Genomic DNA, 23,705 nt, shown 5'->3' on the forward strand with positions numbered 1-23,705 from the left:
GTCCCGTACCCTCGGCCTCACACCGGGGAGAAAGCACACGTCAAGACCTCGTCCCCGGATTCGTCGACATAGAGCGGGACGAAGGTGAGTTCGACCTCCATGCCGAAGCGCAGCACCTGCGGATCCGCCTCGGTCAGCCGGGTCTCCACGCGCACGTCGTCGCCGAGCTGGACCAGGCCGATGCCGAAGGGCTGGAAGTTGTCGGCGTTCTCCTTGCCGGCGTAGGGCAGTTTCGGCACGAATCCCTGTGTCGTCCAGGCCACCAGCGTGCCGCGCCGGGGCAGCAGCAGCTCCGACATCCGCGCGCCGCTGCACCGCGGGCAGCGCGGCTGGCGCGGCCAGGTGGTGGCGGCGCACGCGTCGCAGCGGCTGCCGATCAGCTGCGGGTCGTCCGCCGGCCAGGTCGAGACGTCATCCGCGAGTACCTTCGCCATCGGGGCGTCCTCCGTTGTCTTCTGTGAATTCCGTTGTGCCGCAGGCTCAGCCGCGGGTCGGCTCGAAGGCGTGCGGGATGCCCGAATCGTGGTCGCCGTTGCGGCGGATGAAGGTCATCCGCCGGGTCTTGATCCGCCAGCCGTCGGCGGTGCGGGCGTAGGTGTCGGTGTAGTAGCCGATCCGCATGTCGTGGGTGCTGTGGTCGATGAAGCACAGCGGCTGGGTGCCGGTGGCGGCGTCGCCGTCGAGGTCGAGCAGCGGTGTGCCGGTGAGGAACAGACCCTTCGGCGCGGCGGCCACGAGGTCCGGGAACAGGTCCAGGGTGTAGGTGTCGCCGAAGGCGCTGTAGGTGCCGTCGGGGGTGAACACCCCGAGCAGGCCGTCGATGTCGCCCTTGGTGATGGTCACCGCGTAGCGGGCCAGCAGTTGCTGCAACTCGAGCAGATCATCGCTTGTCGACATGGACCTTGCCGCCTTTCATCACGAACCGCACGTCCTGGGTGACGGTGATGTCGCGCAACGGATCCCCGGGCACCGCGATGACGTCGGCGAGCAGTCCCTCGGCCAGCCGGCCGCGGTCGGGCGCGTCGATCAGCTCGGCGGCGCGCACCGTCGCCGCGCGCAGCACGTCGGCCGGTTCCAGCCCGCGCTCGACCAGCGCCACCAGCTCATCGGCGTTGCGCCCGTGCGGAATCGCCGGTGCGTCGGTGCCCACGGCGATCCGCACGCCCGCCTCGTAGGCGGCGCGCACCGACGCCCGCGCCTTCGGGAACATCTCGGCCGCCTTGGCCTGCAACGCCGGGTCGGCCTTGGACACGTCCATGGCGTCGGCGAGCCGGGTGGTGGGGACGAGCCAGGTGTTCGCCTCCACCATCAGCTCGATGGTCTCGTCGTCGATGAGGAAACCGTGCTCGATGCAGTCGATCCCCGCCGCCACAGCGTGTTTCACCGCGTCCGCGCCGTGCGTGTGGGCGGCGACCTTGAGCCCGCGCCGGTGCGCCTCGTCGACGATCGCGCGCAGCTCCTCGTCCGAATAATGTTGTGCCCCGGGTGCTCCGGTGAGCGACATGACGCCGCCGGAGACGCAGATCTTGATCAGCTGCGCGCCGTGCTTGATCTGGTACCGCACCGCCTTGCGGACCTCGTCGACGCCGTTGGCGATGCCCTCCTCGAGGGTCAGCTTCAGCACGTCGGGCGCGAAGGCGGAGAACATGGTCGGGTCCAGGTGGCCGCCGGTCGGGGTGATGGCATGGCCGGCGGGGACGATGCGCGGACCCTCGATCCAGCCCTGGTCGATCGCCTTGCCCAAGGCCACGTCCAGTAGATAGCCGCCCGTCTTGACGAACAGGCCGAGGTTGCGCACGGTGGTGAACCCGGCGCGCAGGGTGCGGCGGGCGTTGCCGACCGCGCGCAGCATGCGCAGCGCCGGATCGTCTTTCACGCTCGAGGACAGGCCCGTCTCGCCCCGGCCGCCCATCAGGAGGTTGACCTCCATGTCCATCAGGCCGGGCAGCAGGATCAGGTCGCCGAGGTCGATCACCTCGTCGCTGCCGGCGCGCGCGGCGCCGCCGACGCCCGCGATCCGGTCGCCGTCGATGCGCAGGATGCCGGGCCGCACGATCTCGCCGGAATCGACGTCGAGCAGCCCCGCCGCTCTGAGGGTCAGCATGGTCCGCTCAGCCCAGCCCGGAGACGATGGCGGCGTTGGTGTCGGCGGCTCGCTGCCGCAGCCGCGCGGCGTTCTGGTAGGCCTCGGAGTGGTACCAGGCGCGCGCGTCCTCGACCGAGTCGAATTCGAGGATCACGGTCTGGTCGCCGTGCCACCGGCCCTCGAGCACCTCCGGCCGCGACTCGACCGCGAGCACCCGCACGCCCTTGGTGGCGGGTCCGGCGGCCTCCGCGTAGGCGCGCATGCCCTCGGGGTCCTTGACGGCTTCGGTGAAGATGACGTAGCCCTTGGGCATTCAGACCACCTGCTCTCGGTCGTTTCGTCGGGTGTCGATCGGTACGGCGTCGTGTCCGCCGGGCTTCGGCTCGACGCCGAAGGTGTTGAACGCCATGGCCATCAGGCCGTAGCCGCCGACGGTGAAGATCAGGTCCATGCGCTGCTGCTCGTCGAGCCGCTCGCCGAGCTCGTCCCACACCGCGTCGGACAGCTGCGACCGCTCGCGCAGTTCGGCGACCGCGTCGAGCACCGTCTGCTCGAAGGCGTCGGCGAGGCGGCCGCGCCGGATCCCGTCGATGTCGGCGTCGGTCAGGCCGACCTGCGGGGCGATGTCGACATGGCTCTGCCACTCGTAGGCGCAGCCGCTCAGATGCGCCACCCGCAGCACCGCCAGCTCCCGGATCCGGGGCGGCAGGGTGGAGCGGAACAGTAGGTAGACACCGAAATTCAGGAACGCCTCGGTCAGGTCGGGGTGCCGGACCAGGGTGGACATCGCGGGCCCGGCCCCGGCGGGATTGCGCCGGGCGCGCGGTAGTAACGGCCGCAACGCGGCGCGGGTCCGGTCGTCCCACTGGTCGTCCGGCAGCGGCGGCACGCGCATCCGCACTCCTCTCACGAGAATTATATTCTCAATTTCTAACCATTAGATTTCCATGCGGGCGCTCCGGAGTCAATCTCGCGATCGGACGGGAATCGTGCTAGCGGGCGGTCGGGTCGATGAGGACCTTGCCCACGGCGTGGCCGTCGGCGACCAGGCGCAGGGCGTCGGCCGTGCGCTCCAGGGGATAGGTGCTGCCGATGTGCGGGCGGATCCGGCCGGTGGCGAGCAGCCCGGTCCACTCCGCCTCGGTGCGCCGGAACTCGGCCGGGTCGATGTCCTGGAACTGGAAGCCCACGACGTGAATTCCCTTGACCAGCACGAGGTTCAACGGGATGCGGGGGATGACGCCGGAGGCGTAGCCGAGGGTGACGAACCGCCCGCCGCGCCCGAGCGACCGCAGCGCGGGCTCCGACAGATCGCCGCCGACGGGGTCGAGGACCGCGTGCGCGCCGTCGGGCACGGCCGCGCGCAGGGCGGTGCGCAGCGCGGGCCCGGCGCCGACGGCCCGGTGGTCGATCAGGTGGCGGGCACCATGCGCGGCGGCGGCCGCCAGTTTCTCCGGCGTCGAGGCCACGGCCGTGACCTCGGCGCCGAGCAGGGTGGCCAGTCGCACGGCGGCCAGGCCCACCCCGCCGCCCGCGCCGAGCACGATCACCCGGTCGCCGCGCCGGACGCGGGCGACCGAGCGCAGGGCGTGATAGGCGGTCCGGTGCGCGACCCCGGCGGCCGCGGCGACGCGGTCGTCGACGCCGTCGGGAATGCGGGCCACGGCCGCGGCGTCCACGACGACCTCCTCGGCGAACGCCCCGTGGAGGCCGGTGCCCGTGACGCGGTCGCCGACCGCGAACCCGCTCACCCGCGCGCCGAGTTCGATGACGGCTCCGGCGAATTCGCTGCCCGGGACGAACGGCGGCGGCACGGTGAGCTGATACCGGTTCGCGATCAGCAGCACGTCCGGATAGTTGACGGCCGCCGCCGAAACCCGCACCCGCACTTGACCCGCGTTCACGGCAGGACTCGGAAGCTCCTGCACCGCAACGACTTCCGGTGGACCGTAGCGGAGGCAGACGGCCGCGCGCACCTCAGCGCCCCCGCCAGACCGGCGCTCGCTTCTCCACGAACGCGCGGGCGCCTTCCTGCGCGTCGTCGCTGGCGAACACCGTGCTCTGTAGTTCGAGGAGCCGCCGGTCGGCGCGCTCGGCGTCGGTGACGGCCAGCCGGACCAGTTCCTTGCACGCGGCCAGGCCCAGCGGCGCGTTGGCCGCGACCCGCTCGGCGAACTCCAGTGCGGTCGCCAGAACCCGTTCGGGTTCGACGACGGCGTTGAGCAATCCGAGTTCGTAGCCGCGCGCGGCGCTCATCGGGTCGCCGGTCAGCGTCATCTCCAGCGCGACGCTCAAGGGGATGCGGGCGCCGATCGACGTGCCGCCACCACCGGGGAACAGTCCCCGCTTCACCTCGGGAAAAGCGAATTCCGCTGCGGCGGAGGCGATGATGATGTCCGCGCCGAGCAGCAGTTCCAGGCCGCCGCCGACCGCGGTCCCGTTGGCCGCCCCGACGACCGGCACCGCGAGCTGCCCCCGGGTCAGGCGGGTGTAGGTCTCGATATCGGCGTCGCTGTCGTCGAACGCGGCCCCGTCGGCGAAGGCGCGCAGGTCCATGCCGGAGCAGAAGGCCCGGTCGCCGGAACCGGTGAGCACCAGCGCCCGCACGCCCGGGTCGCGCTCGGCCGTCGCGGCGGCCGCGCCGATGCCGCGCATCATCGGAACGGTCAGGGCGTTGCGGGCCCGCGGGCGGTGCAACCGCACGATCAGGACCGCGCCCTGCCGCTCGATCAGGATGTCGTCGTTCTCGCTCATCGGTACTCGCTCGTCTCGGCGAGCTCGGCGGCGGACCGCATGAGCTCGGGCACGATCGGGCCGAACGACCGCAGTTTCACGTCGTCACCGGCCCGCTGGAAGCCCTGTTCGAGCACGATCGCGAGCTTCCACTTGGCCAGCACCAGGTAGTAGTCGAGATCGTCGACCTGGCGGCCCGACACCTCGGCGTAGTGCGCGGCCAGGTCGCCGCGGCCGGGCATGGCGTACATGTCGACGTAGCCGGCCGCGCTCGCCGCGGGCGTGCGGGTGTCCTCGGGCCAGTCCTGCAGCATCCAGCCCAGGTCGAGTTTGGGGTCGCCGACGGTGCCCATCTCCCAGTCGACGATGGCGGCGAGCCGGGCGGGCGCGCCGTCGCGGTACATGACGTTGGCGAACTGGTAGTCGCCGTGCATCACGCCCGGGATGTAGTCCAGCGGCCGGTGGGCGCGCAGCCAGTTCGTGGCCGCGTCCATGCCGTCGAGTTCGCGGTTCTTGATCCGCTCGAAAAACCTTGTCCAGCGGTCGACCTGGCGTTCGTGGAAGCCGTCGGGACGGCCCAGGTCGTGCAGGCCCACACCGCGCCAGTCGACCCGAGCGAGCAGGGCGATGCCCTCGGCCAGCTGGTAGGCCAGCCCGGCGCGGGCGGCCAGGTCGGTGTCGAACGGCCGCGGCCAGGTCTTCTGATGGTCCATCGGCGACCAGCCGTCGACGAACCCCATCAGATAGAAGGTGCGTCCGAGTACCGAGGTGTCGATGCAGACCGCGATGGCCGGAGGGTGCGGCACGTCGGTGCGGTCCAGCGCCTCGATGATGCGCCACTCCCGCACGATGCCCCGGTCGCGGTCCGCCGGCGCGTGCGGCGGGGGAATGCGCAGTACGCTGCGGTGCTCGCCGCGGCGCAGTGCGTAGATCTCGTTCTGCGTGCCGCCGGACAGGAAGCGGGCGTGCAAGGGCGCGCCCGCGCCGGGCAGCCCCCGGCGGTCCATCCACTCGGCCAGCCGGGCCGTATCGATCGACGGTGCGGTCTGCGGTTCGGCGGTCATCGGTTGCCCACCTCGTGTTCCAGATACTGCGCGTACTTCGCCAGTGCCGCTTCGCGTTTCGCCGGAATCCAGGCGGTGGGCCAGGCGCCCTCGGCGGGGGAGTGGTCGCGCAGCACCTGCTTGGCGACGGTGGCCTTGTGCACCTCGGTGGGACCGTCGGCCAGCCCCAGCACGCCCGCGCCGTGGATCATCCGGAAGAACGGCATCTCGTTGGTGACGCCGAGCGCGCCGTGCACCTGCATGGCGCGCCAGGCGATGTCGTGCAGCACGGTGGGCATGACGACCTTCACCGCCGCGATGTCCTTGCGCACCTTGCGGTAGTCGTTGTATTTGTCGATCTCCCAGGCGGTGTAGAGCACGAACAGCCGGAACTGCTGCAGCTGCGCGTAGGAGTCGGCGATGTAGCCCTGCACGAACTGCTTGTCCGCCAGGCGGGTTCCGGCGGTCCGGCGGCTCAGGGCGCGCTCGCACATCATGTCCAGCGCGCGGCGGGCCAGGCCGATGGTGCGCATGGCGTGGTGGACGCGGCCGCCGCCCAGCCGGGTCTGGGCGATGGCGAACGCCTTGCCCTCGCCGCCGAGCAGCGCGTCGCCGGGCACCCGGACCCGGTCGTAGTGGATGAGCGCGTGCTGGCCCTCGTTGTCCGGCTCGCCGTACAGCCCGACGTCGCGGACGATTCTGATGCCGGGGGTGTCGGCCGGCACCAGGAACATCGACATGCCCTCGTACACCGCGACATCCGGGTCGGTGACCGCCATGACGATGAGGAACGCGGCGGTGCGGGCGTTGGAGGAGAAGAACTTCCAGCCGTCGATGATCCAGTCGTCGCCGTCGCGCACCGCGCGGGTGGTGAACTCCGACGGGTCCGCTCCGGCCTGTGGTTCGGTCATCGAATAGCAGGAGAACAGCTCGCCGTCGAGCAGCGGCCGCAGATACCGCCGCCGCTGCTCGGCGGTGCCGTAGTGGGCGATGATCTCCGCGTTGCCGGTGTCGGGCGCCTGGCAGCCGAACACGATCGGCGCCCACGACGAGCGGCCCAGAATCTCGTTCAGCAGTGCGAGTTTCAGCTGCCCGTACCCTTGGCCGCCCAACTCCGGACTCAGGTGCGTGGCCCACAATCCCTGCCGGCGCACCTCCTGTTTCAGCGGCTCGATCGCCGCGCGCCGCGCGCCCGCCAGCGGCACGAATTCCTGGTGCGGCCACACCAGATCCAGCGGCTCGACCTGCTCGCGGACGAACTCGTCGGCCCAGTCCAGCCGGGCTCGGTAGTCGGGGTCGGTGTCGAAGTCCCACGCCATCTTGCGCCCTCCTCTCGTCCGAGTGAGAATATGCTTCTTGTATCGAAGAATGCAATTCTTGATCAGCTGTGGAGGGCGAATGACGGCGGTAGGGCCCGGCGCGCGAGCCGAGCGGAACGGAGCCGCGGCGAGCGCGCCGGGGGATGTGGCGGACCGGATCGCGCGGCAGTCGCTGGCCGCGCGGGCGGCGGACTATGCCGGTGAGGTGCGCCGATTGCTCGATGCCGCACTGGAACTCATGCGCACCGGCGGCACCGTGGCCCCGTCGCGGGTGGCCGACATCGTGGCGGCCGCGGGATTGTCCAACGACGCCTTCTACCGGCACTTCAAATCCAAGGACGCGCTGGTGGCCGCGCTGCTGGAGGACGGAACCGAGCGGCTGTACGGCTACGTCGCCCACCGGATGGGCAAGGCGCACACCCCGGCGGACCGAGTCCGGGCCTGGGTGGCGGCCATCATGGTCCAGGCCGACGCCGAGATCGCGGCGACCACCCGCGCCGTGCTGTGGAACGCGAGCGGCGCCGGCCAGGGCGTCGTCTCCGGCGCGGGCGCGGCCGGTGTGCGCCTGGCCCACCTGCTGCACGCGCCCTTCGCCGAACTTGGCAGCGCGACACCGGAATTCGACGCCTCCCTCGCCGGTCACGCCACGATCGGGAAGCTGGCCGAATTCCTCTGGGAGCGCACCGAACCCACGCCGCCCGACATCGACCACATCGCCGAAGCCTGCCTGCGCATAGCGGCAGCCTCCGGCGGCTGAAAGAATCCAAGTTCCGTCGGTGAGAACCGTACTCTCGCGACTGTTCGTCGCAGCAGCTTCCCGATGTCCCTGTGGAACTCGTTCGCCGGAGTGCGAGCGCACTCCGGCGGCCTGACGTCGAGGGTGTTGCCGTGGTCGGAATGTTGCTACAGTCCTCGTGTGATGGATGTATCATTCTCCGATAACGAGAATGAAACTTTCCACCCCGACGAGGAGGGGCGATGCCCGGCGCTCTCTCGACCCCCGCGACCGCAGATGCTACACAAGTGCGCGGCCTCGCGCTGAGCAAGTGCACAGCACCGGATGCGGCCGGCGCATCAGGGAGGAAACGATGACCGACGCCGAGGACCGCGCCGCGCGGGAAGCGGGCTCGTGATGGCCGCGCCGTCGGTCACGCCGGACGGGATCGCCGAGCGGTCCGCGGTCCGTGAGATCAGGCAGTGGGCGGGCGGATACCTGCGCCGCCATCCCGGCGCCGCGCTGGAAACCGTTGGGGGACAGTTCGTTCTGGCCGTCCGCGCCGTCCAGTACCTGTTCGTCGACATCGCCCGCGGGCAGTTCCCGTTCCGGGAGTTCGTGCAGCAGGCGGTGTTCATGGCGAAGACCGCCTACGTGCCGACCATCGCGGTGGCGCTGCCGATCAGCGCCACCATGTCCATCCAGTTCGGCCTGCTCGCCGGACAGGTCGGCGCCACGTCGCTGGCCGGTGCCGCGGGCGGCTTGGCGGTGATCCGCCAGGCGGCCCCGCTGGTCACCGCGATCCTGCTGGCGGCCGCGGTCGGATCGGCCATCTGCTCGGATCTCGGCGCGCGCAAGATCCGCGAGGAGATCGATGCCATGGAGGTCATGGGCGTCTCGGCGCTGCGCGCGCTGGTGGTGCCGCGGCTGGCGGCCGGTGTCGTGGTCGCGCTCGGGCTGACCGGGCTGAGCGCGTTCGTCGGATTCCTGGCCGGATATCTGTTCAACGTCTACATCCAGGACGGTACGCCCGGCAGCTATCTGGCCACGTTCTCCTCGTTCGCCCGCGTCGGAGATCTGTATCTGGCGATGGTGAAGGCCGTGGTGTTCGGCGTCATCGTCACCATCGTCTCGTGCGAGAAAGGGCTGAACGCCAAGGGCGGCCCGGGCGGCGTGGCGAATTCGGTCAATGCCGCGGTGGTCGCCTCGATCATCCTGCTGATGCTGGTGAACGCGGGCTTCACCGAGCTGTACACGATTCTCTTTCCGAGGACGACGCTCTGATGGCCTCGCGATACTATCCGCCGGGGGTTCGGCCTGTCCTCGTCGCCGGGACGGCGGTGTCGGTTCCCGTCATGCGGCTGGGGTACATGGCGACGTTCTTCGTCCGGGTGCTCGCCGGAATTCCCGTGGTGCTGCGGCATTATCGGGCGGAGTTTCTGAAGATGCTGTCGAACGTGACGTGGGGCAACGGCTCCATCGTCGTCGGCGGCGGAACCGGGCAGGTCATTCTCGTACTGGGCGCCGCCGCCGGGGCCATCGTCGGCATCGAGGGTTTCAGCGCGCTGAAACTGCTGGGCATGGCCCCGGCCACCGGCATGATCGCCTCCACCGCGGCGACCCGGGAACTGGCGCCGATCATGGCCTCGATCGCCTTCGCCGCGCAGGCGGGCTGCCGGTTCACCGCGCAACTCGGCTCGATGCGGATCGCCGAGGAGATCGACGCCCTCGACGCCATCGCCATTCGCCCGATCCCGTATCTGGTCACCACGCGAATGCTGGCCTCGATCGTGGCGATGATTCCGCTGTACCTGGCGTGCCTGGCGTTCAGCTACCTGGCCGTGGAAATCGTCGTCGGCCTGTCGGGCGGGCAGTCGCCGGGCACCTACGAACACTACTTCCGTCTCGTGCTCAGCGGCACGGACATCCTCTATTCCTTGTCGAAAGCGGTCGTTTTCGTCATTCTCACCACGACGATCCAGTGCTATTTCGGCTTCTACGCCTCGGGCGGCCCGCAGGGCGTCGGGGTGGCGGCCGGGCGTGCGATGCGCGCCGGTATCACCGTGATGATCTTCGTGAATCTGATGATGACGATGACGCTGTGGGGCTTCGACGCCGGCGCGAGAATCAGTGGGTAGCAGATGTCGATTGCGTTCGAATCGGACGGCAAGGTCTTGCCGAACTGGAAGCTGCTGCTGCGCGGCGTGGCCTGCCTGGTGGTCGTCGCCGCCCTCGCGGGCCTGATGCTGGCCCGCTCGCAGGGCGCGTTCCGCGAGACCGTGCGGGTCACCGCCGAGCTGGTCAACGTCGGCGACGGGCTGCCGGCGAAATCGGATGTGAAATACCAGGGCGTGCTGGTCGGCCAGGTGGACAGCGTGTCCCCGGCCACCGACGGCGGACCGAACCAGGTGCACATCGACCTGAAACCCGAGTACCTGCAAGGCATTCCGGCCACGGTGACCGCCCGCGTGGTGCCGAGCAACGTGTTCGCGGTGCCGTCCGTCCAGCTGGTCCACAACGGCGCCGGCGCGCCGCTGGCCGCGGGCGCGCACATCCCGGAGGACCGCAGCCAGGAGACCGTGCGGTTGCAGACCTCGCTGACCGCGCTCAGCCGAATCGCCGCCGCCGCAGGACGTTCCGGCTCGGATCCGGCGCTGGGCATCCTGGCCGTCGTCGAACGCGCCACCGCCGGGCACGGCGCCGAAGCGGTGCGCGCGGGCACCGAGCTCACCCGGATCGCGCAGGCGTTCAACGCCGCCATGGCCCCGGACGGCACCGGCTCGACCCTCGACGCGCTGTCCCAGGCGCTGGCCGGGCTGCGGTCCTCCGCGCCCGATCTGCTGGGCGCGGTACACAATTCGGTCGCCCCGCTGCGCGCGGTGGCCGAGCGCCGAGACCAGCTGGCGAATCTGCTCAGCAGCGGCCTGACCACCACCGGCACGGTGGGCACCGCCCTGGAGAACAACACCGGCACTCTCACCGACATCACCGGCAAGCTCGGCCCGGCGCTCGGCGTGATCGCCGACGGCAGCCCGAATTTCGCGCAGATGGCCACCTCGCAGAGCCAGATGTCCTACGACTTCATCAAGCTCTGGAACACCGCGGACCAGAACATGACCGCCAAGGTCATCATCGAGATGACGCCGCACCGGCAGTACACCCGCGCCGACTGCCCGCGCTACGGCGACCTCGCAGGGCCGAGCTGCGCCACCGGCCCGCCGGGCGGCCCCACCATCATCGGCCCGAACGCCGCGCCCGCGAGCGTGCCGACGCTGATCGGCGGCAATGTGGGCGCGATCGGCAGCCGGCAGGAGCAGGAGCAGATCGCCTCGATCCTCGGCGGCGCGCCGAATGTCGCGGCCGACATCCTGTTCGGCCCGCTGCTGCGCGGCAACGACGCGAAGGTCCTCCCGGCGCCCGACTCCGTGGAGGAGCCCCGATGAGCTACCGCAAGCCGCTGCTGGCGCTGATCGTGTTCCTGGTCGTCTCGCTCGGCCTGACCTGGACGATGTATGTCACGTTGTCGCGCAGCGTGAGTGGGCGGACCGACACCTACTCCGCGCTGTTCACCGACGTGTCCGGCCTGCACGCCGGCGACGACGTGCGGATGGCCGGGGTGCGGGTCGGCCGCGTGAAATCCGTCGACCTGGACGGGGTTCGGGCGAAGGTCACCTTCGAGGTGCAGCGGGGCCAGGCCGTGTACGGCAACACCGCGGCGTCGGTGACGTACCAGAACCTGATCGGGCAGCGCTATCTCGGACTGTCGCTGCGCGACTTCGGCGATCCGCAGGTGCTGCGGCCCGGCTGGCAGATTCCGCTCGAGCACACCGAGCCCTCGTTCGACATCTCCAGGCTGCTCAACGGTTTCGAGCCGCTGTTCAGCGTGCTCGATCCGCAGCAGGTCGACAACATCAGCGCGGCGGTGGTGCGGGCGCTACAGGGCGACGACGGCGCGATCACCACCCTGATCGCCGAAACCGCCTCGTTCGCACAGGCTTTCGCGGGACCGGACCAGGTGCTGGGGCAGGTCATCGACAATCTGAGCAGCGTGCTCGGCGACCTGTCGCGGCAGAGCGACAACTTGCAGACCGTGCTGCGGCAGACGCGGCGGATCTTCGACGGGCTCGCGCAGCAGCGCGATCAGCTGTTCGGGCAGATCGACGCGATCTCGGGCACGCTGGGCCGGGCCGCGGCGGTGGTGCGCGGCGCGAGTCCCGCGCTGAACCAATTCGTCGACCGCGAGCCGGGTTTCGCCCAGCACTTCGTGGACGGCAAGGACAAGTTCGCGTACGTGGGGTTCAACCTGCCGTACCTGCTGAAGGGATTGGCGCGCATCACCAACAACGGCGCCTACCTCGACGCGTACGTCTGCGAGGTGCAGGTGAGCATGATCCCCGGGGCCGACCCGCTGATGTCGGCGATCCTCGGGCAGGCGACACCCAGCGGCAAGGTCGAGAACTCCGGGATCTGTAGGTGAGGACGATGGCGAGACGACTTACCCCGGCGCGACGCCCCGGCCGGACGCTCGAGGAATACAGCAAACTGCGCATCGGCCTGGTCGCGGTCAGCGTGCTCGCGGTGGTCGTCGCGGTGACCGTGTTCGTCAATTCGCTGCATCCGGGCCAGGAGACCTACCGCGCGGATTTCGCCCAGGCCGCCGGGGTGAGCGCCGGTGACGGGGTCACCCTCGCCGGCATCCAGGTCGGCACCGTCACCGGGACGCGGCTGGCCGGGGACCACGTCTTGGTGACCATGAAGCTGAATCGCGGTCTGCCCCTGGGCGCCGACACCGGCGCGGCGATCAAGCTGACGACGCTGCTGGGCTCGCGCTACGTCGAATTGCGGCCCGCCGGTTCGGGTCACCTGCCGGGCAACGCGATCGCGCTGTCCCGCACCGAGGTGCCCTACGACCTGGAAACCGCGCTGCAGAACGCCACCACGACCTTCAGCAGCATCGACGCCGACCGCATCGCGCAGACCATGAGCGCGCTGACCGATCAACTGCGCGGCACGCCCGCGCTGGTGCCCCAGACCCTGCAGAACATGAGATCGCTCGCGACCGTGATCGCCGACCGCCGGGCGCAACTCGGTCAGCTGCTGACCAGCACCGACCAGGTGACCACCGTGCTGCGCGAGCAGCAGGGCGAGCTGGCGGGCATGGTCACCCAGGGCCGGAACGTGGTGCAGCAGCTCATCTCCCGGCAGCAGGCCGTCGTGGGCCTGCTCGACGCCGCGACCACGCTGGTGCAGCAGCTGCAGCCGATCGCCGTGGACGACCAGCCCGAGATCCAGCAGCTGCTCGACAACCTGGCGCAGATGACCGGCATGATCGCCGGCCACGACGATCTGCTCCGCAACATCCTGCAGATCCTGCCGGTGCCGTGGCGGCTGTTCGCGAACGCCACCGGCACCGGGCAGGAACTGGTGGGCAACGGTCCCGACGGCGCGTTCATCGATTCCTTCATGTGCACGCTGAGCGCCTACGCGCAGAAGCTCAACCAGCCCACCTATTTCCAGGACTGCAAATGAGCAGCGCGCTGCGAGGGCTGAAACTCGCCGCCGTCGCCCTGCTCGGCGCGGTCGTGGCGGGCTGTTCGAGCGGCCCGCTCGGCCTGACCGACACGTCGAACACGGTGACCGCCCAGTTCGCCAACGCCAACGGGCTCTACGTCGGCAATCCCGTGTCGGTGCTGGGCATGAAGATCGGCAAGGTCTCGGCCATCGAGCCCCGGGGCGGCCACGTCGACGTGACGATGGAGGTCGACAAGTGGGTGAAGATCCCCGCCGACGCCCAAGCGGTCACCGTGTCGGATTCGGTACTGACCGACCGCCACATCGAATTCACCCCCGTCTATCGCGGCGGCCCGGCCCTGGCCGACCACGCCGTGCTGGGCACCGAGCGCACCCGCACGCCGGTGGAGTTCGACAGCCTGCTGGCCATGGCCGACAAGCTGTCCACCTCGCTGGGCAGGACCGGCGACGGTCAGGGCCCGGTCGCCGGGCTGCTCGACGTCGGCGCGCAGATCGCGGCGGGTAACGGCAACGACCTGCGCGACGCGATGAGCGAACTGTCGCGCGCCCTGCAACTGGGGCCGGACAACGGCGCGGCGACCCGCGCCGCGGTCACCGAGGTCGTGCGGAATCTCGACGCCCTCACCGCCGCGGCCGCCCGCAACGATCAGGCGCTGCGCGAATTCGGTTCGGGGATCAGGACACTCAGCGACATCCTGGCCGATCAGAAGCTCGGATCGGGGGACACCGGCGCGAAACTCAACCAGATCCTCGTCCGGATGACCGATCTGATGGAGCGCAATCGCGACAATCTCCGGAACCTGGCGGCGAATTCGAACACCATGACGAAATCGATGGCCGACTACAACGACAACCTGGCCGAATTCCTCGACGTCTTCCCGCTCGTGACCGACAACGCCTTCAACGCGATCGATCCGAACATCCGCGCGCTGCGCGGCACCGTCGGTTTGGACAAATTCCTGCTCGACGGCCAGATGCTCAAGTCGGTGTGCAATCTGCTGGGTCTGCGCGAACTCGGCTGCGCGACCGGGACCGCGCGCGACATGGGACCGGATTTCGGAATCGGCCAGATGCTCTCCGTGATCGCGGGAGCACCGCCGAAATAGCAGGGATGGCAAGGGTATGGGCATGAAATTCGGCTCGGGACGGCGGCGGCTGATCGGCGTCGCCGCGGCGGTGGCGATCTCGACCACCGGGTGCTCGGTGAGCCTGGACAGGCTGCCGCTGCCGGCGCCGGGCGTCGAAGGGTATTCGCTGACAGCCACTTTCGCCAACGCGCTCAATCTGCCGACCAAGGCGAAGGTCCGGCTCAACGGCGCCGACGTCGGCCAGGTGGAGGCGATGCGGGCGGAGAACTACACGGCCGTGGTGTCGATGCGCATCCGGTCCGGTGTGCGACTACCCGCGGGGACCACCGCCGAGCTGCGCTCGGCCACCCCGATGGGCGACGTCTTCATCGCGCTGACGCCGCCCGCCCGGCCGGACCCCGGTGCGCCGAATCTCGCTGACGGCGCGGCCATTCCGCTCGCGTCGACCGCCGCGGCGGCCACCATCGAGGAGGTGCTCACCCGGGCCGCGCTGCTGGTCAACGGCGGCGCCATCGAGAACGTCACCAGCCTGGCGAACAGTCTCGGCGAGGCGGTCGGCGGCCGCGGCGACCGGCTGGCCACGCTCATCCGCGAAACCCGGGACCTGGTCCGCAATCTCGCCGCCCGCTCCGACCGGATCCGCGAAATACTCGCCAGCACAGGCGATCTCAGCGCGACGATGGCGGCGCGGCGCGGCGATGTGACCGACGCGCTGGCCGCCGCCGGACCGGCTCTGCAGGTCGTCGGCGACAATACCCAGAACATCGTCGATCTCGTCGACCAGGTGCACCGGATTACCGACCAGATCGCGAAATTCCCGTCGGTGCGGGGCAGCAACGACCGCAGCCTGATCGAATCGGTGAACAAACTGGCGGCCAACCTGAATATCGCCTCGAACACGCCCGGCGCGAATCTCGACGCGCTCATCTCCAACATTCCGCTGATCATGAAGGTGACCAACGCGGCGTCCGCGCACGTGAACGTGGACATCGCCCAGCTCGCGGTCGGCGCGGTGCCCGATCCCAACAGCCCCGGCGATTCCGGCGGCCGGGTGCCCGACGCCACGGACTGGGCGAATTTCATCGGGTCGCTGTCGTACACCCTCAACCGTCTGAAGGACAGAGTCGAGCCGGGCCGATGAACGCAGCAGCCATCCGAAATGTGACAGTGGAGCCACCGGCGCGCGCGGTGGTGTTCTCAGCGCGGCTGGTGTCGCGGCATCGCCTGCTGTCCTCCGTCCTGGGCCTGATGCTCGTGCTGGTGCTCGGTGTCGGGTACCTGCTGCTGGGTTCCCTGCAGACCGATCCGTTCCGCTCGCAGTACCGGGTCCGGGTGGAACTGGCGCAATCCGGTGGGCTGCTGCCCGACCAGGACGTGACGCTGCGCGGGGTGCGGGTGGGCCGGGTGCGGACGGTCGGCGTGGACGGCGGCAAGGTGGTCGCCGTCGCCGCGATCGACTCGGGGGTGCGCATTCCGAAGAGCGGGGACGTGCGGGTGTCCTCGCTGTCCGCGGCCGGTGAGCAGTTCCTGGACTTCCTGCCCGCGAACGAGAGCGGGCCCTACCTGTCCGACGGCGACCTGGTGACCCAGGACCGCACCTCGACGCCGGTGACGATGGCCGCCGCGCTCGGCAGCATGAGCGGCACGCTGACGCAGATCGACCCCGCCGAGATCGAGGGCATCGTGCGCGAACTCGGCGCGGGCGCGGACGGTCCCGAGAAGCTGACGGCCGTCGTCGACGGCGGCATGTTCCTGCTCTCGACGCTGGATTCGGTGCTGCCGGAGACGGTTTCGCTGCTGCACAACAGCAAGGCGGTGCTCACCACGCTGGGCGACGTGGCGCCGGGACTGCGGGCGACGTCGGCGAATCTGGCGCAGACCATGTCGGGCGTCGGTGCGATGACCGGAGGCTACGGCACCCTGGTCGACAACGCGCCGAACACCATGGCCGCCGCGGACCGCATCATCGCCGACAACTCGCCGACCATGGTGCAGCTGCTGGGCAACCTGACCACCACGGCGCAGATGGCCTACCTGCACATCCCGGCGCTGCGGGAGTTCTTCTGGCCGCAGCAGCGCACCGGCTCGACCCTCGACGCCATCCACTCCGCCATGCACGACGGCGCGGTCTGGGCCATCGTGAGTCCCTACCCGAAGTACGCCTGCGACTACGACCTGCCGCGCGACCCGGGTTCGGTCCCGGACTACCCCGAACCGTTCCTGCACGCCCGCTGCACCAACCCCGACCCCTCGCTCATGCCGCGCGGCGCGGCCAACGCCCCGCGTCCGCCGGGCGACAACACCGCGACCATCCCACCCGGCGTCGACCCGCTCCAACGCGCGGACCCCACACCGACCGGCCCGTACACAGTGCCCCCTACCTACGGCGGCCCGTTCGTCCCGGGGGGATAGCGCACCACAGCCCGGTGCGCGCGAAAAACGATGGGAGACAACGATGAACAAGACCTCGGTGGTGCCACCGGAACCGGCCGCCGCCGCCGACAACGCGGTCGGCGCGGCAGCAGGCGACACCGACACGAGCCCGGCCGAAGCGGCGAGCGCGGACGCGGTGGCCGAAGGCTCAGAGGAGAACTCCGCGCCCGACGGTGACCCAGGCCGTTCGTGGCGGCGATGGCTGCCGCGCCCGTTGACCGCCGTACTTGCCACGCTTCTGGTGGTGGCGGTAGTGCTGGCGGTGGTGTTCGGCTGGAAGCTGGAGAACCGCAACGACCGCAATGCCGCCGGCCAAGCGGCACTGACCGCGGCCCAGAACTACGCCGTGGCATTGACCAGCATCGACTCCGCCCACCTGGACACCGACACCGCCACCGTCCTCGACGGAGCCACCGGCGAATTCAAGGACATGTACACCAAATCCGCCGACCAACTCAAACCCATGCTCCTGCAAGCGAAGTCGGTCAGCAAGGGCCACGTGGTAGCCGCCGCCATCCAGTCCGCCACGGAAACCCAGGCCGTCATCATGCTCTTCGTAGACGCCGAAATCACCAACATCACCAACCCCCAACCCCGCATAGACCGCAACCGCATCCTCATGACCATGCAAAAGGTCGACAACCACTGGCTCGCCAGCAAGGTCGAACTCCCCTGAACGCCCAGAGCTCAACCGCCGTCCTCCATCACCAGGAGGTATGCGCACTCCAGATGCACTATGCACTCTTCGGGGTGATGAAGCCCGTGGATGGACCGGAGTTCGCGAGCACGCGCGAGTGTCAGCTCCAGAAGATGCACCTGGCACATGAACTCGGCGAGCTTCCCGTCCGCGTGCACAAAAGTTCTGTGCCGCAAGGGTTCTGGAGGATACATGCCCGGCTCAATCCCACAGTCCGGCACACGGCAAGGTCGGGAGACCGATGTGCACGTCGTCGTCGACCGTGACAGTCAGATCCGGAGCACTTTGTGCCAAGAGAGCGGCCACACTCCGTATCTGCTCGGCAGTGGCCTGATAATCGAGCGTCAATGCTCCGGACTCAATGTGAATATGGTGTACGCATCTCTCGTGGGACGGTGTGAGAGGCATGCGATTCTGGCCACGAGCCAACATGGCGAGTTGATGGATAGCGAGCATCGTGTACATCGGCGAGCATCCCTCCCAGAGAAGTGACATGAACGCTCGAGGTCCCGGTGCGAAGAAGCTCCGGTGCCAGCGCTGCTCCAACCGTGCCTGTACATCCGTTCCCGGAACGATCGCGCAGCGGTCGGGTAATGTTCGGCTAGCGTGAGGTTTGCCCAGTTCAAGCGTCGTAACGTAGGTGGGGCGATGGTGAGAGGGCGACAATGGACCGGATTCGAAGCCGCAGCGCTGCAAGAGGCGATGCGGCGGTCGGTGCGTGACTTCGCCGACTTGCTCGGCATCGAAGCCACCACGGTCGTCAACTGGCGGACCGGTCTGAGTGCGGTGAAGCCACGCTTCAACACCCAGGCCATCCTGGACACCACACTCGAACAGCGGGCGACAGATGAAGATCGCGTCCGATTCGAGCAGTTGGTGACCGAAGGAGAAGTTGCCTGGCGGGCTCGGCATCGTGCATCGGATCCCGTCGACCCACTTCCGGCGTTCGATCAAGGAGGTGATCCCACGGACCGCCGAAATGTCCTGCGCGCCATGGGGGTGGGAGGGATTGCTATCGGTGCCGACGTGGGTGGTGTTGTTCTCGACGCTGCCCGAGAGTCTGCTCGATTGGTGAATGTCATCGATCGGTCGTCGGTCGATCCGTCCGTGCTGCTCGACGCTGCCGACGACTTGTATCAACTGTCGACCGACTATGCCGTCGATCCCGATCTGGAGCCGATATTTCTGCGGCTCACGGTCCTTCGTGATCAACTGGCCGCAACCATCCAACGAGCGGGCCGCGTCCGCGATCTCGAGGACCTGCACGTGTTGTTCGCCGCGACGTGCGCGCTGCTGGCTTCGGTCTCGCATGACCTGGCGCAACCCCGTGCCGCCATGATCCAGACGCGAGCCGCCGGTCGATTCGCCGAACTCACGGGCCACCAGTCGCTACTGGCCTGGGTGTACTGCACACGCGCCATGATCGTTTCGTGGTGGGGGCAGCCGGAGCAAGTGCTGCGCGAGGTCGGGAGAGCTGGGGGCATCTCGGGCATTCCCGGCATACGCCTGTCGGGGCTCGCGGCACGTGCTCACGCGCAGCGCGGCGATCGACCGTCCGCGCTGGCTGCGGTCGCTGCTGCGCGTCGCGAGCGCGACAATCTCTCGGCCGCAAATGATTTGATAGAACTCGGCCCGATCTTCGACTTCTCGCACGCGCGCCAGCACTATTACGACGCGACCACGTTCGCTCTACTCGGTGAATGGGCGAGTGTGCGTTCCGAAGCCGAGGCCGTCATCAGCCTCTACTCGCCACGTCAAGTAGAAACCTGGCCGGCCACGCTCACGCTCGCACAACTCAACCTCTCGCGTGCGCTGTTGCACACCGAGGGGGCGGCGGAAGCGTTCGACGCGCTGCGTCCCGTACTGGAAATACCAGTCGGACAGCGTATTCCGCAGGTTGCGACGGCCGTTCGTGCCGTGCGCGGTGATTTGTGTGCCCACTCGGCGGCGGCCACCGCGCATGGTCGTACCTTGCGGGCGGCAGTGGAGGCGTTTCTGCCGGACAGGATGACGGAGGCGGTAGATGGTGGATGACGCTGTTGCCGTGGCGCATCGGTTGCTGGCGCCGCGGATCGCGTATCTGATCGGCACCAGGGATGAGGGCGGTAAGGCCGATCTGATTCCGGTATCGAATCTGACGTCGGTGTCGACCCGTCCGCAGCAGGTGGCGTTGGCCGTCTTCAAAGAGTGGGTGACGTACGCGAATCTTCTGGTTGCGGATGGGTTTACGGTGACGGTGCCGACGATCGATCAGTTGGATGCGGTGTGGAAACTCGGTGCACGTTATTCCAAGTTTCCGATCACCGATCCGGCCGAGAAGTTGGCCGCGTGCGGTCTGGAGTTGGATTACGACGCCTCCGCGTACGGACCGGTGGTGCCTGCCGGGATCGGCTGGTTGGCCTGCCGGGTGGTCGCGCGGTTGGATCTGGGCGGTGACCATGGGATCACGGTCGGTGAGATCGAACGAGTTCGGTTCAATCCGGATTACCTCACCGGTGACGGCAAGCCGACGAGCGTCACGTATCCGTTGATGCAGCAAACCGGCAACTTGTTCACCACGACTGCAGCGTCGATGACAGATGCGAAGTACTTTCGAGACGGGGCCTGAGGGGGAGGGTGAGAAGGTCCTTCCATTCGGATGCGACGCTGGTACCTGCCAACCATGCGCGCGGGTGCGGTAACGATTGGGTGCGGTGGGGTTATTAGCATTGCGGGTGGTGCGGTGGCAGGTCGTGGTGAGGTTGTTGGTGGGGTGGGAGTTAGGGAGGTTGTCGAGATGGCATCGCCGAGGAGGATCGGTGCGCCCGACGCCAAGAATCGCGCGGTGCTGATGGATGCCGTGGAAGAGTTGATGCTGGAGGAGGGGTACGCCGCGGTCACCTCGCGCAGCGTGGCCCGCAAGGCGGGGCTGAAGTACCAGCTGGTGCACTACTACTTCCGCACGATGGACGACCTGCTGCTCGCGGTGTTCCAGCGCCGCGCCGAGGAGGGCCTGCGCCGGCAGGCGGAGGCGCTGGCGGGGCCCGAGCCGCTGCGCGCGCTGTGGCAGTTCAGCACCAAGCCCGGGGCCGCCCAGCTCATCATGGAGTTCGCGGCGCTGGCCAATCACCGCAAGGTGATCCGCGCGGCGCTGACCGAGTACTCCCAACGATTCCGCGAGGCCGAGATCACCGCGCTGCGAAAACTGTTGCCGGAGTACCGGATCGACACCGACGGCTACCCGCCCGCCGTGTTCGCCGTCATGGCGGCGGGCATGTCGCGGCTGCTGATGATCGAGGAATCACTCGACGTGACCGGCGGCCACCCGGAGACGTTCGACTGGGTCGAGCGGCACCTGGACCGGCTCGAGCGGCGGCGCGCCGAAGCCGTCAGTGATTCCTCGCATACGGCGCACTGACCGCCGGCACCGCCACCCCCACCTCGACACGCGCCCGATCCTGATAGAAGCCCAGGTGCCCGCGCAGCAGCGCGACCTCCGGATAGGGCTCGGGATACTCCCAGGCGACCGGGTCGGCGTGCGCGGCGGGACGCCAGTACCGCGCGGTGCCCTTGAACGGGCAGCGGCTGGTCAGCTCGACCGGGACCAGCAGGTCGAACCGCACGTCGGATTCCGGTATGTAGAAGGCGATTCCGTGATCCTGCTCGGTCACCAGCAGCCCGGCCGTGGTCTGCGCGAGCGTCTGCTCGTCGAAGGTGACCCGGATCAGATTGCGGATCCGGTGCACGTCGACGCGATAGTCGGGCCATTCGGCGAAACCTGACTGCTGCATGGTGTCTCCTCGGATCAGAGCAGAGGCCCGGCGGTCGCCGCCGCGGAGTCCGGGATTCCGCGCAGCATGGCGTGCACGCTGTAGGAGGCGGCCAGCCCGCCCTCTCGGGTATACACCCGTCCCTCGCTGTGTGCGTGGCCGCGGCCGGTGTAGGTGGCGCGAGTGGCGTACAGCAGCCACCCCGACACGTCCGCGTCGTCGTGAAAGGTGATGGTGGCCATGGTGATTCCGGTCGATATCGACCGGTGCGCCATGGCCTCGCCGAAGCCCGCGTGCGGGCGCAGCGCCGCGGCCACCGTCCAATGCGTGGCCGACTGGCTCAGCAACGCCGCGTGCAGGTGCTCGTGCGCGGGCGCGTCGGCGAAGCGGGTCCACACGAACAGCTCCGGCGGACCGACCCGGTCGGGGTCCGGATCGTAGGCGTCGTCGACCACGCGCATGTCCCGGCCCGCGACCTCGGTTCCCGGAATCGCCAGCGGGCGAAGGCTTTCGGGTGGAGGCACCGGCGGCATCGGCTCCACCGTCCGCACCAGGTCGGGTGCACCGGCGTCGAGCAGCACAACGCCTGCGGCGCACAGCTTCTCGTGCTGGCCCACCCGGACCTGCGCGGTGGTGAACGTGCGCCCCGACCGCAACACCTCCACCGAGATCTCCACCGGCGCTTCGTGTTCGACGATCCGCGAGAAGATCATCGACACCGACGTGACCCGCTGCCCGGGCACCTCTCGCGCGGCGGCCACGACCGCGGCCCCCAGCAGCTGCCCGGCCTCCACCACATTGCGCTCGGTCGGCCCGTGCGCCGGAGCGAGATAGCGTCCGCCACCCGCCCCCCGCACGTCCATGAGGCGTTCGAGCTCCCGCTGAGTCCACGGCCGCACCGCGGTGTGCGTGCCCGGCTCGCTCCTGTGCCCGCCCGAGACCGCCGCGTGGCATGCGGAGCGGCCTGCGGGGCCCGGCCGGATGCGGCCCGTCAGCTCGCCCTCGCGGCGTAGGCCTCGGCGTACTCCTTGCGCGAGGTGGTCGAGGTGTCGACGTCCTTCGCCTGGGCGCGCAGCGCGCCGACGGTCGCCTGATCCTTCGGGATGTGCGCGAAGGGATCCCAGTTCAGGAAGCGGCAGGCGTTCTCCCAGGTGATCTTGTCGATGTCGGCGTCGTCGGCGCCCGCGGCCTGCAACTCCTCGAGCACGAACTCCGGCGCGTTCGGCCAGATCGAGTCCGAGTGCGGGTAGTCGCATTCCCACGCGATGTTCTCGATGCCGATGTCGTGGCGCATCTTCAGCGAGGTCCGGTCGGTCACGTAGCAGGCGATGGTGTGCTCCCGGAACACCTCGCTGGGCAGCTTGCCGCCGAAGTCGCGGCGCAGCCACTTCTGGTTGGTGTAGTGCCGGTCGGACCGGTCCAGGAAGAACGGGATCCACCCGACGCCGCCCTCGGAGAACGACACCTTCAGCTTCGGGTACGTGCGAAACGCCGGTCCCCACAACAGATCCTGGGCGGCGATCAGCGAGACGCTCGGCGCCAGCACCATCAGATTGTCGATCGGCGCGTTCGGTGCCAGGTTCAGCACCCGGAAGCCCTGGCCGATATGAAGATTCATCACCGTGTCGTGTTCGGACAGCGCCTCGAACACCGGGCCCCAGTACTCCATGTCGTGGTAACTGGGCAGGCCGTCGAGGTGCGGCAGCTCCGGCATCGACACCGAGTGACAGCCCTTGGCGGCCACCCGCGCGATCTCCGCGACCGCCAGTTCCGGCTCCCACAGCGGCAGGATCGACAGCGGGATGAACCGCCCGGGGTAGGCGCCCGCCCAGTCCTCGATGTGCCAGTCGTTGTAGGCCTGGATCATCGCGACGGTGATCTCGTCCTTGAAGTAGGCCAGGTGCCCGGCGCTGAAACCGGCGAAGGTGGGGAAGCACATCGAGGCCAGGATCCCGTTGGCGTTCATGTCGCGGACGCGCTCGTGCACGTCGTACACGCCGGGCCGCATCTCCGCGTAGCCCGCGGGGTCGTAACCCCACTCCTCGGGCGGCCAGGACACCACCGCGTTGAGGCCGGTGACGCCGGTGGGGCGGTCCCGGTAGACCCAGCGGTCGACGCCCTTGTCGTCGACGACGACCTTGGGCGCCAGGTCGGCCCACTTCTTCGGGACGTGGCCGTCGAACATGTGGATCGGCTCGACCACATGGTCGTCGATGCTCACCAGGATCATGTCGTCGATGTTCACGGGACTCCTCGCTGTTCGTGCTGCTGTCGTACGGGTCGACCCCGAGCGCGGTGTGAGATCTGCAA

The 23,705-nt window shown here is 68.9% G+C and carries 25 protein-coding genes; 13 read left to right on the top strand and 12 right to left on the bottom strand.

What is annotated here, in order from left to right; translation table 11 throughout:
• Positions 1-17: 17 nt before the first annotated feature.
• From IU476_RS00645 to IU476_RS00685, 9 genes are all read right to left on the bottom strand, one after another.
• On the bottom strand, positions 18-434 hold the full coding sequence (locus IU476_RS00645) for a Zn-ribbon domain-containing OB-fold protein (RefSeq protein WP_195095472.1): 417 nt from the start codon (positions 432-434) through the stop codon (positions 18-20).
• 46 nt (positions 435-480) lie between these two features.
• A complete protein-coding gene (locus IU476_RS00650) occupies positions 481-897 on the bottom strand; it encodes a nuclear transport factor 2 family protein (RefSeq protein ID WP_195095474.1) in 417 nt (138 codons plus the stop codon).
• Positions 881-2,104: a metal-dependent hydrolase family protein gene (locus IU476_RS00655; RefSeq protein ID WP_195095476.1), complete on the bottom strand. Its 1,224-nt coding sequence runs from the start codon at positions 2,102-2,104 to the stop codon at positions 881-883. The genes IU476_RS00650 and IU476_RS00655 overlap by 17 nt, the downstream gene beginning before the upstream one ends.
• A gap of 7 nt (positions 2,105-2,111) precedes the next feature.
• Positions 2,112-2,399 carry a DUF1330 domain-containing protein gene (locus IU476_RS00660; protein WP_195095477.1) on the bottom strand — a complete coding sequence of 96 codons (288 nt, stop codon included), beginning with the start codon at positions 2,397-2,399 and terminating at the stop codon, positions 2,112-2,114.
• Positions 2,400-2,981 carry a carboxymuconolactone decarboxylase family protein gene (locus IU476_RS00665; RefSeq protein ID WP_195095478.1) on the bottom strand — a complete coding sequence of 194 codons (582 nt, stop codon included), beginning with the start codon at positions 2,979-2,981 and terminating at the stop codon, positions 2,400-2,402.
• A gap of 97 nt (positions 2,982-3,078) precedes the next feature.
• A complete protein-coding gene (locus IU476_RS00670) occupies positions 3,079-4,062 on the bottom strand; it encodes an NADPH:quinone oxidoreductase family protein (protein WP_195095479.1) in 984 nt (327 codons plus the stop codon).
• A gap of 1 nt (position 4,063) precedes the next feature.
• On the bottom strand, positions 4,064-4,840 hold the full coding sequence (locus IU476_RS00675) for an enoyl-CoA hydratase/isomerase family protein (RefSeq protein ID WP_195095480.1): 777 nt from the start codon (positions 4,838-4,840) through the stop codon (positions 4,064-4,066).
• On the bottom strand, positions 4,837-5,883 hold the full coding sequence (locus tag IU476_RS00680; protein ID WP_195095481.1) for a phosphotransferase family protein: 1,047 nt from the start codon (positions 5,881-5,883) through the stop codon (positions 4,837-4,839). Before IU476_RS00680 ends, IU476_RS00675 begins: the two co-directional genes overlap by 4 nt.
• On the bottom strand, positions 5,880-7,181 hold the full coding sequence (locus IU476_RS00685; protein ID WP_195095483.1) for an acyl-CoA dehydrogenase family protein: 1,302 nt from the start codon (positions 7,179-7,181) through the stop codon (positions 5,880-5,882). Before IU476_RS00685 ends, IU476_RS00680 begins: the two co-directional genes overlap by 4 nt.
• A 79-nt stretch (positions 7,182-7,260) precedes the next feature.
• On the opposite strand from IU476_RS00685, the gene IU476_RS00690 reads away from it, so the two are divergent.
• From IU476_RS00690 to IU476_RS00750, 13 genes are all read left to right on the top strand, one after another.
• Positions 7,261-7,938, top strand: coding sequence for a TetR/AcrR family transcriptional regulator (locus IU476_RS00690; RefSeq protein ID WP_195095485.1), 678 nt, complete (start codon positions 7,261-7,263; stop codon positions 7,936-7,938).
• A 375-nt stretch (positions 7,939-8,313) separates the two neighbouring features.
• The gene (locus IU476_RS00695; RefSeq protein ID WP_195095487.1) at positions 8,314-9,180 is read left to right on the top strand and encodes an MlaE family ABC transporter permease; all 867 of its coding nucleotides are present in this window, start codon (positions 8,314-8,316) and stop codon (positions 9,178-9,180) included.
• Positions 9,180-10,034, top strand: coding sequence for an ABC transporter permease (locus tag IU476_RS00700; RefSeq protein ID WP_195095489.1), 855 nt, complete (start codon positions 9,180-9,182; stop codon positions 10,032-10,034). The genes IU476_RS00695 and IU476_RS00700 overlap by 1 nt, the downstream gene beginning before the upstream one ends.
• A gap of 3 nt (positions 10,035-10,037) precedes the next feature.
• Positions 10,038-11,339, top strand: a complete 1,302-nt coding sequence (locus IU476_RS00705; protein WP_195095491.1) for an MlaD family protein — start codon at positions 10,038-10,040, stop codon at positions 11,337-11,339.
• On the top strand, positions 11,336-12,373 hold the full coding sequence (locus IU476_RS00710) for an MCE family protein (protein WP_195095493.1): 1,038 nt from the start codon (positions 11,336-11,338) through the stop codon (positions 12,371-12,373). Before IU476_RS00705 ends, IU476_RS00710 begins: the two co-directional genes overlap by 4 nt.
• A gap of 5 nt (positions 12,374-12,378) precedes the next feature.
• The gene (locus IU476_RS00715) at positions 12,379-13,425 is read left to right on the top strand and encodes an MCE family protein (RefSeq protein ID WP_195095495.1); all 1,047 of its coding nucleotides are present in this window, start codon (positions 12,379-12,381) and stop codon (positions 13,423-13,425) included.
• A complete protein-coding gene (locus IU476_RS00720; protein WP_195095497.1) occupies positions 13,422-14,534 on the top strand; it encodes an MCE family protein in 1,113 nt (370 codons plus the stop codon). The genes IU476_RS00715 and IU476_RS00720 overlap by 4 nt, the downstream gene beginning before the upstream one ends.
• 16 nt (positions 14,535-14,550) lie before the next feature.
• Complete coding sequence (locus tag IU476_RS00725; protein WP_228822938.1) at positions 14,551-15,657, top strand: MCE family protein; 1,107 nt, start codon at positions 14,551-14,553, stop codon at positions 15,655-15,657.
• Positions 15,658-15,677: 20 nt separating this feature from the next.
• Entirely contained in the window at positions 15,678-16,928 is a 1,251-nt protein-coding gene (locus IU476_RS00730) for an MlaD family protein (protein WP_324193804.1), read from the top strand.
• Between the two features lie 43 nt (positions 16,929-16,971).
• Positions 16,972-17,625 carry an Rv1363c family protein gene (locus tag IU476_RS00735; protein ID WP_195095501.1) on the top strand — a complete coding sequence of 218 codons (654 nt, stop codon included), beginning with the start codon at positions 16,972-16,974 and terminating at the stop codon, positions 17,623-17,625.
• A gap of 627 nt (positions 17,626-18,252) precedes the next feature.
• Positions 18,253-19,680: a hypothetical protein gene (locus IU476_RS00740; RefSeq protein WP_195095504.1), complete on the top strand. Its 1,428-nt coding sequence runs from the start codon at positions 18,253-18,255 to the stop codon at positions 19,678-19,680.
• Complete coding sequence (locus IU476_RS00745) at positions 19,670-20,254, top strand: flavin reductase family protein (protein ID WP_195095506.1); 585 nt, start codon at positions 19,670-19,672, stop codon at positions 20,252-20,254. The genes IU476_RS00740 and IU476_RS00745 overlap by 11 nt, the downstream gene beginning before the upstream one ends.
• A gap of 168 nt (positions 20,255-20,422) precedes the next feature.
• On the top strand, positions 20,423-21,043 hold the full coding sequence (locus tag IU476_RS00750; RefSeq protein WP_195095509.1) for a TetR/AcrR family transcriptional regulator: 621 nt from the start codon (positions 20,423-20,425) through the stop codon (positions 21,041-21,043).
• Here IU476_RS00750 and IU476_RS00755 read toward each other — a convergent pair.
• The 3 genes from IU476_RS00755 to IU476_RS00765 all read right to left on the bottom strand — a co-directional run bounded on the left by IU476_RS00755 (position 21,015) and on the right by IU476_RS00765 (position 23,640).
• Complete coding sequence (locus IU476_RS00755; RefSeq protein WP_195095511.1) at positions 21,015-21,416, bottom strand: DUF427 domain-containing protein; 402 nt, start codon at positions 21,414-21,416, stop codon at positions 21,015-21,017. The genes IU476_RS00750 and IU476_RS00755 overlap by 29 nt on opposite strands.
• Before the next feature lie 14 nt (positions 21,417-21,430).
• Positions 21,431-22,258 (bottom strand): acyl-CoA thioesterase, encoded by an 828-nt coding sequence (locus IU476_RS00760; protein ID WP_195095513.1) that lies wholly within the window; start codon positions 22,256-22,258, stop codon positions 21,431-21,433.
• A gap of 128 nt (positions 22,259-22,386) precedes the next feature.
• Positions 22,387-23,640, bottom strand: coding sequence for an amidohydrolase family protein (locus IU476_RS00765; protein WP_195095516.1), 1,254 nt, complete (start codon positions 23,638-23,640; stop codon positions 22,387-22,389).
• Positions 23,641-23,705: the final 65 nt, after the last annotated feature.

This window comes from Nocardia blacklockiae, from assembly GCF_015477355.1.
GTDB lineage: Bacteria > Actinomycetota > Actinomycetes > Mycobacteriales > Mycobacteriaceae > Nocardia > Nocardia blacklockiae.